Raw genomic sequence first — 12,896 nt, 5'->3', positions numbered from 1 at the left:
GTGTTCACGGAGAGGTTCTAGCGTGCCCGGCATGTCACCCGAGACCGATCCGCCCCGTGGGCCCAGCTCCCCGATGTCTTCCGCGCGCGGCGTGCCCGCGCCGCCGACCGCAGCCGACACGCAGGCGCTCGGACGCATCGCCGCCATGCAGGGTCGCGATGTCGACGAGCAGCCGGTCCCCCGGAAGGCCGTCGTCTCGTGGGCGCTGTGGGACTGGGCGACGCAGCCGTTCAACTCCGTCATCCTCACGTTCGTGTTCGCGTCGCTGTTCCTCGTGTCGGACTCGTTCCTTCCCGCCGACATCGCGGCACTGCCCGACACCGACCCGGTCAAGGAGGCGGCACTCGCCGAACTGGCGAGCGGGTACGGCGTCGCCTCGACGGCCGCCGGCATCCTCATCCTGCTCCTCGCCCCGGTGCTCGGCCAGACCGCCGACCGGTCGGGACGGAAGAAGCGCTGGCTCGGGGTCTTCACCGTGGTGCTCGCACTGCTGCAGTTCGCGCTGTTCTTCACCTTCGCCGACCCGGCCTTCTTCTGGTACGGCGCGATCGTCCTCTCGCTCGGCGCCGTCGTCTCCGAGATCGCGGGCGTCAACTACAACGCCATGCTCGTGGAGGTCTCGACACCTCGCACGATCGGCCGGGTCAGCGGCCTGGGCTGGGGGCTCGGATACATCGGCGGCATCATCGCGCTCGCGCTGGTGGTCGTGCTCACCTTCGCCGACTGGTTCGGGATGGACACGAGCAACGGCCTCGCCTACCGGCTCATCGCCGTGGGCTGCGGCGTGTGGACCATCGTCTTCGCCATCCCCCTGCTGCTGAACGTGCCCGAACGAACGGCGCCGCACGACACCGAGAAGATCGGCTTCTTCGCCGCCTACGCCCACCTCGTCACGGACATCGTCCGCCTCTATCGCACCGAACGCCCGACGTTCTGGTTCTTGCTCGCGAGCGCCGTCTACCGCGACGGGCTCGCGGGCGTCTTCGCGTTCGGCGGGGTGCTCGCCGCACGCGCCTTCGGGTTCTCGGCGACCGAGGTCATGATCTTCGGCATCGCCGCGAACCTCGTGGCCGGTGCCTCGACGATCGTCGCGGGGCGATTCGATGATCGCTTCGGCGCGCGCTCCGTGATTGTGGCCACCCTGTCGGGTCTCATCGCCGTCGCGGTGCTGCTGTTCGTCCTGCGAGACGCCGGCTCGATCGTCTTCTGGATCGCCGGGCTCATCCTCTCGGGCTGCGTGGGGCCGGCTCAGGCCGCGAGCCGCTCGCTGCTCGCCCGGGTGACGCCCCCGGGGATGCAGGGCGAGATCTTCGGCCTCTACGCCACGACGGGACGCGTCGCGAGCTTCCTCTCGCCCGCCATGTGGTCGTTGTTCATCGCCTGGTTCGGCAGCATCATCTGGGGCGTGCTGGGCATCGCCGTCGTGTTGCTCTTCGGGCTGGTGCTGCTGCTCTTCGTTCGACTGCCGAAGCAGGCCGGCATCCGCTGACCGGGCTCAGGCGGAGCGGCGCATGGGGACGTGCGGGATGTCGTCCTCGGAAAACTCGGGCCCGCTGATCGCGAAGCCGAACCGGCCGTACCAGTCGGCCAGGTGCTTCTGCGCGTCGAGGTCGATCGCGGCGCCGGGCCACCGCTCGCCGGCGCGCTCGACCGCCGCACGCATGAGCTGGGCAGACAGACCGCGGCCTCGCGCGTCGGCCGCGGTCGCCACTCGGCCGATGCGGGCGTTTCCCGAGACGTCGCGAAGCAGCCGGAGCGTCGCGAGCACGCGTCCGCCGTCTTCGATCCAGAAGAGTTCGGTGTCGGGCTCGAGGTCGCGGCCGTCGAGCTCGGGGTAGGCCGCGGCCTGCTCGACGACGAAGACGCTCACGCGCAGCCAGAGGAGGCGGTAGAGCGTCTCGGCGGAGACATCGGTCAGACGGGCGGAAGACACCGGAGGCATCCGCCCAGCGTACGACGAAGGCGCCGAGCGGTCGGCCCGGCGCCTTCGAGGTGGGTCGCTTCCCGCGCGTCAGCCGCGCTTGCCGCCGATCCAGGGGAAGCGCACTCCCCGTTCGTTCGGCTCTTCGACCTCGAGCCCGTAGTGGTCGCCGATCCGCTCGATGAACTGCGCCCGCTCCGCGCGGGCGTACGCACGACGTTCGCGCTGGAAGGCCAGAACCGTCGACCAGCACATCAGCAGCATCACGATCGAGAACGGCAGGGCGATGAGGATCGCCGCCGTCTGCAGCGCCTGCAGGCCTCCGGCCAGCAGGAGCGCGCTCGCGAGGGCGGCGGTGATGACGACGAAGAAGGTGCGCACCCAGCGCGGCGGCTCGGGGTTTCCGCCCGTCGCGATCATGCCCATCACGAGCGCGCCCGAGTCGGCCGAGGTGATGAAGAACACGGCGATCAGGACGATGGCACCGATCGTCAGCACGCCGCCCGCCGGCAGCCCCTCGAGCAGCTGGAACAGGGCGCCCTGCAGATTCACCGACCCATCGGCGGCGAGCATCGAGCCCGGCTGCTCGAGCTCACGGTAGAGCGCCGAGCCACCGAGGACGGCGAACCACAGGATGCCGATCAGCGTCGGCACCAGCAGCACGCCGGCGACGAACTGACGCACCGTGCGTCCCTTGCTCACGCGAGCGATGAAGATGCCGACGAAGGGCGCCCACGAGATCCACCAGCCCCAGTAGAACGAGGTCCACTGCGCCTGCCACGCCTCGCCCGCCGTGCCCTGCAGGGCGCTGACGGTGAAGGACAGCCCGACGAAGTCCTGGATGTATGCGCCGATCGACTGCACCCACTCGCGCAGCAGGAACTGCGTCGGGCCGACGAAGAGCAGGAACAGCAGCAGCAAGCCGGCGACGATGAGGTTGAAGTTGGACAGCCACTTCATGCCCTTCGTCACTCCCGACAGCACGGAGAACAGCACGAAGACGGAGACGATCGCGATGAGCCCGATGAGCATCGCGTCGTTCATGGGCGGGAGGCCGATGAACTCGAGCCCGGATCCCATCTGCATGACACCGAGCCCGAGCGAGGTCGCGACGCCGAACAGGGTGCCGACGAGGGCGACCGCGTCGATGACGTTGCCCGCAGCACCGCGAACCCGATTCCCCAGCAGCGGCTCGAGCGCCCAACGGATCGAGATCGGGCGGCGGCGGCGATGGATCGCGTAGGCGAGGGCAAGGCCGACGACGACGTACATCGCCCAGGCGTGCACGCCCCAGTGCAGGTAGGTCTGGGTCAGAGCGCTCTGCGCCAGCTGCTGCTCGGTGCCGGTGACACCGGGACGCGGGTCCACGAAGTGGCTAAGCGGCTCGCTCACGCCGTAGAAGACGAGACCGATGCCCATGCCCGCTGCGAAGAGCAGGGAGAACCACGATCCCGTCGAGAACTCGGGCTCGTCGTCGTCGCGTCCGAGCTTGATGTCGCCGAAGCGGCTGAAGCCGACGAAGATCGCGAAGCCGACGAAGAAGGCGGCGATGAGGACGTAGTACCAGTTGAACGAGTCGACGATCGACGTCTGGATGGCGCCGAAGAACGACTCGGCTGTGGTGGGGAAGATGATCGCGAAGGCGCTGAACCCGACGATGACGACCGCGGCCGGCCAGAACACCCAGCGGGCGATCGTGCCCGGGGTGGACACCGCGGCTATGCGTTCTGCGGGAGAGGGCTGATTCTCGGTGCTCACCGAACCAGGGTCGCAGGCTACCGGCGCAACGCAAAGCGGGGAAGGGTTGTTGCCTGCCGCGATGACACCGGGTATAGCTCAGCCGCGCGGCCAGGCGTCGGCGAGTTTGGTGAGCAGCCGAGCCAGCTCGGCCCGCTCGTCGACGGTGAACCCGTCCAGCGCGCTGCCGAGGGCCGCCCGACGCTCGCCCCGCACGCTCTGTGCGAAGCTGCGCCCCTCGTCGGTCAGCGCGATGCGCGTGCGGCGGGCGTCGTCGGGGTCGGCCTCCCGACGCGCCAGGTCGAGCTCGACCGCCTGCTGCACCAGCCGCGAGGCGCGCGGCTGATCGACACCGATCGCCTCGCCGATCTCGCTGACGCTGAGCGGATGGGATGCCGCGGCGAGCGCCTCGAGCATGCGCAGGCGGGCGAGCCCCGCCATCCTGCCGCGTCCCTCGGCGAACGGGCCGCCGTGATGGCCGTGCGGGCCGTGCCCGCCGTGAACGCCGTGCCCGCCGAACGGTCCGCGCGCCTGCGGTCCGCGCTCGACGCCCGGCGCGGGCCGCCGCAGTCCGCGCAGGCGCCCCAGGGCGTCCGCGATGGCATCGATCCGCGGGTCGTCGTCGGCCGTCATGCTTCGAGAATACATGCGACTTGACATGCACTCGTGGTGCATGTCATAGTGCATACACATGACAGATGACATGCACCAGAGGCCGGATACGCCGGCCCACGAAGGGAACACCATGAACAATCACGACAACACCCCCGAGACGCCGGACACCCGCACACGATCGCTCGGCTTCTGGATGCGCGCGGCCGGAACGGCACTGGCCGCCGAGATGAATCGGACGCTGGCCGCCGAAGGGCTCGACCGCCGGGACTGGGCCGTGCTCGATGTCCTCGCAGGCGAACGCGACATCCCCGGTCTCGTCGAGCGCGTGCAGCGTGGCGGCAAGCGCGTCCGGTCCTTGGCGGCTCGCGGCTGGGCCGCCGAGCGAGACGGTGCCTGGACGATCACCGACGAGGGTCGTCGCGAGCGCGACCGCATTCATGAGCTCGTGAGGGGAGTCCGCGATCGCACGCGCGGCGCCGTGACGGACGAGGACTTCGCGACGACCGTCGCCTCTCTCGAGGCGATCGCCCGCGAGCTCGGCTGGCACGAGAGCTCACCGCGCCGATTCGGCCCCCGCGGCCGACACGGCCTCGGGCGCGGCTTCGGCCACGGTCACGGTTGCGGCCCTCGCTTCGGCGAGCACCCGCGCCACGGCGAGCACCCGCACCGCGGCGAGCGCGCCTTCGAGCGCGGCTTCACCGCCGGCTTCGCGGCCGGACGCGACGCCGCCTGACCCGCGACACCCCGAACGACGGCCCCGAGGTTCTGAGCCTCGGGGCCGTCGTGCGTCGCGAAACGGACGTCAGGCGCCGCGCGACCCGGCGTCGATGGTGCCGACGTCGGTGCGGTGGAAGTTCTGGAAGGAGCGGGATGCCGTCGGCCCGCGCTGCCCCTGGTAGCGATTGCCGTAGGGACCCGACCCGTAGGAGTTCTCGCTCGGCGAGCTGAGCTGGAAGAAGCAGAGCTGCCCGATCTTCATGCCCGGCCACAGCTTGATGGGCAGAGTCGCCACATTGGCGAGTTCGAGCGTCACGTGACCCGAGAACCCCGGGTCGATGAAGCCGGCCGTCGAGTGGGTGATCAGGCCGAGACGTCCGAGCGAGGACTTGCCCTCCAGCCGCGCCGCGACGTCGTCGCCGAGGCGTACCTGCTCGAAGGTCGACCCGAGCGCGAACTCGCCGGGATGCAGGATGAACGGCTGATCCGGCTCAACCTCGATCAGACGGGTCAGTTCGGGCTGATCCTGAGCGGGGTCGATGAAGGGGTACTTGTGGTTGTCGAACAGCCGGAAGTACCGGTCGAGGCGCACGTCGACGCTCGAGGGCTGCACCATCGAGGCATCCCAGGGGTCGAGGCCGATGCGGCCCTGATCGATTCCGGCACGGATGTCGCGATCACTCAGCAGCACGGACACAGCCTAGAGCGCGACGCCGCCGCTGCCGGCATCCGCGCGACAGCGTCATCCGGCCCGACGCCCCGCGGGCGGTGCCGTGGTCTGCCGGGCGACCAGCTTCGTCGGAAGCCGCAGGTGCGTGGCCGGCGGCGTCTCGCCGCGCATGAGGGCCAGCAGCATCTGGACCGCGGCCGCCCCCAACCGCCCCATCGGCTGGCGCACCGTCGTGAGGGGGACCGGGAGCCGCGTCGCCTCGGGGATGTCGTCGAACCCGACGATCGACAGATCGCGCGGCACCTCGAGCCCGAGCTCGGCGGCGACCTGCAGGATCGCGATGGCCGACACGTCGTTCGCCGCGAACACCGCGGTGGGGCGATTGTCAGCCGAGAGCATCTCGATCGCGACCTCGCGCACCGTCGCCTCGCGATACCGGCCGGCACCGACGTAGGTCGCATCGAACGGGATGCCGGCGTCGGCGAGCGCTCGGCGGTATCCGGCGTCCCGCGCGATCGACGATCGCAGGTCGGCGCGCCCCGCGATGTAGCCGATGCGCGTGTGGCCCATGCCGATGAGATAGGCCGTCGCCTCGCGGGCGCCGCCGTAGCTGTCGCTCTCGACGATCGGCACGTCGGCCGGCCCCGTGTGCGGGTCGATCGCGACGAGCGGTACGTCGGCGCTCGCCCTGACGACGGTCGGGGTGACCATGATGGCGCCGTCGATGAGCGTTCCGCTCAGCCGGGAGAGCGATCGGCGCTCCCACCCCTCTTCGTCACCGCGCGAGCCCGAGTACGCGAGCAGGTCGTAGCTGGTGTCACGCAACGCCTCCCCCACGCCCTTCAGGATCTCGGCGCTGAACGGCTCGAAGTCGGCGACGAGCACACCGATGACACCCGTCGAGCGCGAACGCATGCTGCTGGCGATGAGACTCGACTCGTAGCCGAGCTCGGCGACGGCCGCCATGACGGCATCCACGGTCGCCGTAGCGACGCCGTAACGCCCGTTGACGGCCTTCGACACGGTCGACACGGAGACGCCGGCACGCTCCGCGACGTCGTGGATGGTGGGTCGTCGTCGGTCCATGACCGCATGCTAGCCCGAAATGGAAACCGTTTTCGAAAACGTTTGACACCTCTTTGTTGCCCGCGCAAACTTTCGGTGTCCGACAGCACCAGCGAATGTCCGACGACTCCGAGCATCGCCGCTCGGCGGTTCGAGCAGCCCAGCCCGGGCCCGAAGCGGCGCGCTCGGCAGATGTCCACTCAACGAAGAGAGAAGGAATCACATGGCACGCACCATCACGGCTCGCCGCAAGGCTGCCGTCACGGCTGCCGTCCTGGCGGTGGGGGCGCTCGCGCTCACCTCCTGCAGCGGCAACGGCGACGGAGGCAGCGCCGACGGCACCGTCGAGATGACCCTGTGGCAGAACTCGACGACCGGCCCCGGCCAGGAGTTCTGGAAGGACGCGATCGCCGCGTTCGAGGCCGAGAACGAGAACGTGAAGATCTCGATGCAGTCCGTGCAGAACGAAGACATGGACGGCAAGCTCCAGACGGCGCTCAACGCGGGCGACCCGCCGGACATATTCCTGCAGCGCGGTGGCGGCAAGATGGCCGCCATGGTGCAGGCCGGGCAGCTGATGGACCTCACCGACCTCATCGGCGACACCGCCAAGGAAGAGATCTCCGAGGGCTCGTTCAAGGCCGAGACCTATCAGGACAAGGTGTGGGCGATGCCGCTCGCGGTGCTCCCCAGCGGGTTCTGGTACAGCTCCGACCTGTTCACCCAGGCCGGCATCACCGAGGCCCCCGCGACGGTCGAGGATCTCGAGGGCGTCGTCGACCAGCTCAAGGCCGCCGGCATCGCGCCCATCGCGCTCGGCGCGAAGGACGCCTGGCCCGCCGCGCACTGGTTCTACAACTTCGCCCTGCGCGAGTGCAGCCCGGAGACGATCGAGAAGACCGGCGACTCGAAGGATTTCAGCGATGAGTGCTGGCTGAAGTCCGCCGAGGACCTCGCCGACTTCGCCGAGCTGCAGCCGTTCAACGAGGGCTACCTCACGACCTCCGCGCAGCAGGGCGCGGGCAGCAGCGCAGGCCTCATCGCGAACCACCAGGCCGGCATGGAGCTCATGGGCGCGTGGAACCCGGGCGTCATCGCCTCGCTCACGCCGGACGAGCAGCCTCTCCCCGACCTGGCGTGGTTCCCCTTCCCCGAGTTGTCGGGTGGCGAGGGTGAGCCCGGCTCGATCATGGGCGGCGTCGACGGATACTCCTGCTCGGCGAAGGCCCCGAAGGAGTGCGCCGACTTCCTGAACTTCCTCGCCAGCGCCGAGCAGCAGGAGGCCTACTACAAGGCCTTCAACGCGCCGCCGGTGAACTCGGTCGCGCAGGAGGCGGTCGAGGAGGAGTACCTCCAGGAGGTTCTCGCCGCATACAACAAGGCGCCCTTCGTCTCGCAGTGGCTCGACACCGTCCTCGGACAGAACGTCGGCAACGCGCTGAACGTCGCCGTCGTCGATCTGCTGGCGGGCAAGAGCACGCCCGAGCAGATGATCAAGTCGGTCTCCGACGCAGCGAAGAAGGGCTGATCCGCATCATGTCGCTCAGCGAGACAGCCGTGGCGGACTCCGCCGGCGGCGTGGATCTCGCGGCCCGGGGCGAGGGCGTCACCACGACGCCCTCGCCCTCCCGGCGCCGCCGAGGCCTGGGCTGGTCGGGTCGCCTCGAGATCGCGGTGCTCGTCGGCCCCGCCCTGGTGATGTTCGTCGGGTTCGTCATCTTCCCCGTCGTGATGGCGGCCTATTACGGCTTCTTCCGGTGGCAGGGCTACGGGCCGCCCACCGAGTTCGTCGGCCTGCAGAACTACATCACGATCCTCACCGATCCGACGTTCGTCGAGGCCCTCAGCCACAACGCGATCATCGTCGTGGCATCCCTCGTCCTCCAGGGGCCGGTCGCGGTTCTCCTGGCTCTGCTGCTCAACCGCCGCATGCGGGGACAGTCGGTCATCCGCGTGCTGATCTTCGTGCCCTACGTCATCGCCGAGGTCGTCGTCGGCACGGGCTTCGGGCTCATGCTGCAGACGCAGGGCGCCCTCAACGGGGCCCTCGAGCAGCTCGGGCTGGGCGCGCTCACGCGCGACTGGATCGCCGATCCCTCGATCGCGATCTGGACGCTCATGGCCATCCTGACCTGGAAGTACGTCGGCTTCGCCGTCATCCTCTTTCTCGCGGGCCTCCAGGGAATCCCCGACGAGCTCTACGAGGCCGCCGCCCTCGACGGCGCGGGCTACTGGCAGATGCACTGGCGGATCACCCTGCCGCTGCTCGCCCCCACCCTGCGCATCTGGGCGTTCCTGTCGATCATCGGCGCACTGCAGCTGTTCGACCTCGTCTACATCATCTGGGGCCAGTACGTCGCATCGACAGCGGGCACCTCGACGATGGCCACCTACATGGTCGTCAACGGCCGCAACGCCGGCAGCTACGGCTTTGGAAACGCCGTCGCCGTCGTGATCTTCCTCATCTCCCTCGTCGTCGCGATCGTCTACCAGCGCTACGTGCTGCGCCGCGACACCGCGGGGGCCATCACCGAAGGGAAGCAGGAGCGATGACCGCCCTCACCTCCCCCGCAACTCGTGCGATCGTCGCGCCGGCACCCACCGGTCGTCGCGGCCGCCGCAAGGAGCGCCTGCCCTGGGGCAGCCCCGTCGTGTATTTCGTCGCCCTCGTGGTGATCGCGCTGATGCTCGCACCGGTGCTGTACATCATCATCGGAGGCTTCCGCAGCAACGCCCAGATCACCGTGGACCCGGCCGGCTGGCCGTCGCCGTGGAACATCGAGAACTACCTGGCGGTGCTCACCGGCTCGCAGTTCTGGCAGCAGGTGCTCAACTCCACCATCGCCGCCGGCGCGACGACGATCGGCGCCGTGCTGCTGGGCCTCATGGCGAGCTACATCCTCGCCCGGTATCGGTTCCGCGGCCGCGGGGTGCTGTACGCCGTCTTCGCCTCGGGCCTGATGTTCCCCATCACCGTTGCGATCACACCGCTGTACATCGTCATCCGCGACCTCGGCCTGATGAACTCGCTCGCGGGCATCATCCTGCCGCAGATCGCCTTCGCGCTGCCGATGACGATCATCATCCTGGTGCCATTCCTGCGGGCGATCCCCGACGAGATCCAGGAGGCGGCGTTCATCGACGGATGCGGGCGCCTGTCGTTCTTCTGGCGGATGGTGCTGCCCCTGTCGGTGCCCGGCGTCATCACGGTCGGCATCCTGGCCTTCATCGGCAGCTGGAACAGCTACCTGCTTCCGCTGTTCATCCTCAACAACGAGGCGACCTTCACCCTGCCGCTCGGCGTGCAGGCGTTCTCGTCGCAGTACTCGGTCGACACGGCGAAGGTGCTCGCCTTCACATCCCTGTCGATGCTTCCCGCCCTGGCGTTCTTCAGCCTGTTCGAGCGCCGCATCGTCGGCGGTCTGACCGGCGCCGTCAAGGGCTGATCCCCCGTAGAGAAAGCACGAACTGTGACCCTCACCGATATCTCCGTCTCGACGCGCGTCTCCGACCTGATCGCGCGCATGACCCTCGACGAGAAGCTCGCCCAGCTGGTCGGCTTCTGGGTCGACCAGGGCGATGAGGTCGTCGCGCCGATGGCCGGCGAGATGGCGTCGTCGACCGCGTACGCCGATGCGACCGTCCACGGCCTGGGGCAGCTGACCCGCGTCTACGGCACGCGGCCCGTCGACCCGATCGAGCGGGCGGCATGGCTGTGGGAGGAGCAGCGCCGACTCATCCGCGAGACGCGCCTGGGCATCCCCGCCCTCGTGCACGAGGAGTGCCTGACCGGCCTGGCGGCGTGGCAGGCGGCGACCTTCCCCACTCCCCTCGCGTGGGGCGCGGCGTTCGACCCGGAGCTCGTCGCGGAGATGGGTGCGCTGATCGGCGAGTCGATGCGCGAGCTCGGCATCCACCAGGGGCTCGCGCCGGTGCTCGACGTCATCCGCGACCCCCGCTGGGGACGCGTCGACGAGTGCATCGCCGAGGACCCGTACGTCGTGGGCGTCATCGGCACCGCGTATGTGCGGGGCCTGCAGAGCACGGGTGTCCACGCGACACTGAAGCACTTCGTCGGGTACTCGGGCTCGCAGGCGGGCCGCAACCACGCGCCGGTCCACGCGGGACCGCGCGAGATCGCCGACGTGTTCCTGCCGCCGTTCGAGATGGCCGTCCGCGACGGCGGCGTGCGGTCGGTGATGAACTCGTACGCCGAGATCGACGGGATGCCGGTCGCGGCGACCCCCGCCTACCTCACCGACCTGCTGCGCGAGACGTGGGGGTTCGACGGCACCGTCGTGTCGGACTACTTCGCCGTCGCCTTCCTCCACACGATGCACGCCGTCGCCCGCGACCGCGGCGAGGCCGCGCAGCTCGCCCTCGAGGCGGGCATCGACGTCGAGCTGCCCACGGGCGACGCCTACGTCGGGCCGCTCGCCGAGCGCGTGCGCGCGGGACAGGTCGACGAGGCGCTCATCGACCGCGCCGTGCGCCGCGTGCTGATCCAGAAGGAGGAGCTGGGGCTCCTCGACGAGACCTTCGAGGAGCCGCCGACGAGCATCGACCTCGACTCGCCCGCGCACCGCGCGGTCGCCCGGCGCCTGGCCGAGGAATCGGTCGTGCTGCTGACCAACGACGGCGTGCTGCCGCTCGCATCGCCCCGCCGCGTCGCCGTGATCGGACCGAACGGTGACAGCTCGGAAGCCCTCATGGGCTGCTACTCGTTCGCCAACCACGTGCTCGCCCACCACCCGGGCGTGCCGATGGGATTCGAGATCCCGACGCTCGCGGCATCCCTCGTCGACGCCATGCCTGACGCCGAGGTCACCGTCGTGCGCGGCTGCGAGGCGGAGGGCGACGACCGGTCGGGCTTCGCCGAGGCGGAGGATGCCGCACGCGCGGCCGACGTCGCGATCGTCGCCGTCGGCGACCGGGCCGGCCTGTTCGGCCGGGGCACCGTCGGCGAGGGGAACGACGCCGACTCGCTCGAGCTGCCGGGGGTGCAGCGCGAGCTCGTCGAGCGTCTCGTTGCGACGGGGACGCCGGTCGTGCTCGTCGTCCTGTCGGGGCGACCGTACGCGATCGACTGGGCGCTCTCGGGCGAGGGGGCCGTCGCGGCAGCGCTGCAGACGTTCTTCCCGGGCGAAGAGGGCGGACCGGCGATCGCGGCGGTTCTGTGCGGCGAGGTCTCGCCGTCGGGCCACCTGCCCGTCTCGCTCCCCCGGTCGTCGGGCTCGCAGCCCTACAGCTACCTGCATCCGATTCTCGGCGGACCGAACGAGATCACGAGTGCCGACAGCACCCCCGCGCTGCCTTTCGGGCACGGGCTCAGCTACACGTCGTTCGAGCGCTCCGGCCTGTCGGTGACCGCGTCGGTGGCGACGGGCGGCTCCTTCACGGCGAGCGTGCGGGTGCGGAACACCGGCGAGCGCGCCGGCACCGATCTCGTGCAGCTCTACGCCCGCGACGTGCACGCGAGCGTCACCCGCCCCGTCGCGCAGCTGCTCGGCTTCGCCCGCGTGCAGCTGGATGCCGGAGCCGAGGCGACCGTCTCGTTCGACGTGCCGACCGCGCGGCTGGCCTTCACCGGGCGCGAGGGGGTGCGCATCGTCGAGCCCGGCGACATCGAGCTGTGGGTCGGACCCTCGTGCGCGGAGCGCGAGACCGAGGCGGCGACCGAGATCGTCGGCGACGTGCACCGCATCAGGGCATCCGACCGGCGGATCGTAGAGGTCTCGATCGAGCGGTGATCGGGGGTCGTGCGCGGAGGGCGCGAGCGATAGTGTGCGGGCCATGTACAACGACTACGCAGGGCCCGCGGCGGCCTTCGGCATCGGCTTCGTCGTCCTCGGTATCGCGATCTACCTCGGGACGATCGCACTCGTCCTCTGGGTGAGCTACCTGCTGATGCGCACGGCGGTGAAGAACGGGATGCTGCTCGCGATGCGCGAGAGCGGCGGGCAGTTCCCGGGTGGGGGTGTCGGTGGTTATGGTGCCGGTCCGCGTCCGGCGGCGCCGCCGTACCCGCAGGCTCCGCCCGCGCCGGGCGGGCACGGGCCGGGCGGGCCGGGCGGGCCGGGCACCCACGGTGGGCCGGCTGCTCCTGGTGCACCGGGCGGTCCGGCCTCGGGCGGTCCGGGCCCCGTGGGGTAAGCTGACCGAGCACCTGCG

The 12,896-nt window shown here is 70.0% G+C and carries 12 protein-coding genes; 7 read left to right on the top strand and 5 right to left on the bottom strand.

Annotation, left to right across the window (positions count from 1 at the left end; translation table 11 throughout):
* Positions 1-31: 31 nt before the first annotated feature.
* On the top strand, positions 32-1,489 hold the full coding sequence (locus O1W71_RS06345) for an MFS transporter (RefSeq protein ID WP_269267030.1): 1,458 nt from the start codon (positions 32-34) through the stop codon (positions 1,487-1,489).
* Positions 1,490-1,495: 6 nt separating this feature from the next.
* On the opposite strand, the gene O1W71_RS06340 is transcribed toward O1W71_RS06345, so the two are convergent.
* The 3 genes from O1W71_RS06340 to O1W71_RS06330 form a co-directional block, all read right to left on the bottom strand.
* Entirely contained in the window at positions 1,496-1,942 is a 447-nt protein-coding gene (locus O1W71_RS06340; RefSeq protein ID WP_269267029.1) for a GNAT family N-acetyltransferase, read from the bottom strand.
* A gap of 69 nt (positions 1,943-2,011) precedes the next feature.
* On the bottom strand, positions 2,012-3,679 hold the full coding sequence (locus O1W71_RS06335) for a BCCT family transporter (RefSeq protein ID WP_442923928.1): 1,668 nt from the start codon (positions 3,677-3,679) through the stop codon (positions 2,012-2,014).
* 78 nt (positions 3,680-3,757) lie between these two features.
* Complete coding sequence (locus O1W71_RS06330; RefSeq protein WP_269267028.1) at positions 3,758-4,291, bottom strand: MarR family winged helix-turn-helix transcriptional regulator; 534 nt, start codon at positions 4,289-4,291, stop codon at positions 3,758-3,760.
* A gap of 112 nt (positions 4,292-4,403) precedes the next feature.
* On the opposite strand from O1W71_RS06330, the gene O1W71_RS06325 reads away from it, so the two are divergent.
* Complete coding sequence (locus tag O1W71_RS06325) at positions 4,404-5,006, top strand: MarR family winged helix-turn-helix transcriptional regulator (RefSeq protein ID WP_269267027.1); 603 nt, start codon at positions 4,404-4,406, stop codon at positions 5,004-5,006.
* 69 nt (positions 5,007-5,075) lie between these two features.
* Here the strand turns inward: O1W71_RS06325 and dcd are convergent, their stop codons facing one another.
* The gene (dcd, locus tag O1W71_RS06320; RefSeq protein WP_023952839.1) at positions 5,076-5,681 is read right to left on the bottom strand and encodes a dCTP deaminase; all 606 of its coding nucleotides are present in this window, start codon (positions 5,679-5,681) and stop codon (positions 5,076-5,078) included.
* A 51-nt stretch (positions 5,682-5,732) separates the two neighbouring features.
* Positions 5,733-6,746, bottom strand: a complete 1,014-nt coding sequence (locus O1W71_RS06315; RefSeq protein ID WP_112616065.1) for a LacI family DNA-binding transcriptional regulator — start codon at positions 6,744-6,746, stop codon at positions 5,733-5,735.
* Between the two features lie 202 nt (positions 6,747-6,948).
* Here O1W71_RS06315 and O1W71_RS06310 point away from each other — a divergent pair, with 202 nt between their 5' ends.
* From O1W71_RS06310 to O1W71_RS06290, 5 genes are all read left to right on the top strand, one after another.
* Positions 6,949-8,253 carry an ABC transporter substrate-binding protein gene (locus O1W71_RS06310; RefSeq protein ID WP_269267025.1) on the top strand — a complete coding sequence of 435 codons (1,305 nt, stop codon included), beginning with the start codon at positions 6,949-6,951 and terminating at the stop codon, positions 8,251-8,253.
* Positions 8,254-8,261: 8 nt separating this feature from the next.
* Positions 8,262-9,278 (top strand): carbohydrate ABC transporter permease, encoded by a 1,017-nt coding sequence (locus O1W71_RS06305; protein ID WP_112616061.1) that lies wholly within the window; start codon positions 8,262-8,264, stop codon positions 9,276-9,278.
* Entirely contained in the window at positions 9,275-10,171 is an 897-nt protein-coding gene (locus tag O1W71_RS06300; RefSeq protein WP_094261028.1) for a carbohydrate ABC transporter permease, read from the top strand. The genes O1W71_RS06305 and O1W71_RS06300 overlap by 4 nt, the downstream gene beginning before the upstream one ends.
* A 78-nt stretch (positions 10,172-10,249) precedes the next feature.
* Positions 10,250-12,475: a beta-glucosidase family protein gene (locus tag O1W71_RS06295; RefSeq protein ID WP_269267522.1), complete on the top strand. Its 2,226-nt coding sequence runs from the start codon at positions 10,250-10,252 to the stop codon at positions 12,473-12,475.
* 43 nt (positions 12,476-12,518) lie between these two features.
* Entirely contained in the window at positions 12,519-12,878 is a 360-nt protein-coding gene (locus O1W71_RS06290) for a hypothetical protein (protein ID WP_269267023.1), read from the top strand.
* Positions 12,879-12,896 lie beyond the last annotated feature (18 nt).

Origin of the sequence: Microbacterium sp. H37-C3, from assembly GCF_027157935.1 — a bacterium.
Lineage (GTDB): Bacteria > Actinomycetota > Actinomycetes > Actinomycetales > Microbacteriaceae > Microbacterium > Microbacterium plantarum.
Note: the sequence above shows the minus strand (reverse complement) of the source record. Positions and strands in the feature narration are given on the sequence as shown.

Bases quoted from the DNA above. Each gene is read 5' to 3' on its own strand.
- O1W71_RS06325 (WP_269267027.1), top strand. From the start codon at position 4,404: ATGAACAATCACGACAACACCCCCGAGACGCCGGACACCCGCACACGA.
- O1W71_RS06295 (WP_269267522.1), top strand. From the start codon at position 10,250: ATGACCCTCGACGAGAAGCTCGCCCAGCTGGTCGGCTTCTGGGTCGAC.
- O1W71_RS06310 (WP_269267025.1), top strand. From the start codon at position 6,949: ATGGCACGCACCATCACGGCTCGCCGCAAGGCTGCCGTCACGGCTGCC.
- O1W71_RS06345 (WP_269267030.1), top strand. From the start codon at position 32: ATGTCACCCGAGACCGATCCGCCCCGTGGGCCCAGCTCCCCGATGTCT.
- O1W71_RS06330 (WP_269267028.1), bottom strand. From the start codon at position 4,291: ATGACGGCCGACGACGACCCGCGGATCGATGCCATCGCGGACGCCCTG.
- O1W71_RS06290 (WP_269267023.1), top strand. From the start codon at position 12,519: ATGTACAACGACTACGCAGGGCCCGCGGCGGCCTTCGGCATCGGCTTC.
- O1W71_RS06300 (WP_094261028.1), top strand. From the start codon at position 9,275: ATGACCGCCCTCACCTCCCCCGCAACTCGTGCGATCGTCGCGCCGGCA.
- O1W71_RS06340 (WP_269267029.1), bottom strand. From the start codon at position 1,942: ATGCCTCCGGTGTCTTCCGCCCGTCTGACCGATGTCTCCGCCGAGACG.
- O1W71_RS06315 (WP_112616065.1), bottom strand. From the start codon at position 6,746: ATGGACCGACGACGACCCACCATCCACGACGTCGCGGAGCGTGCCGGC.
- O1W71_RS06305 (WP_112616061.1), top strand. From the start codon at position 8,262: ATGTCGCTCAGCGAGACAGCCGTGGCGGACTCCGCCGGCGGCGTGGAT.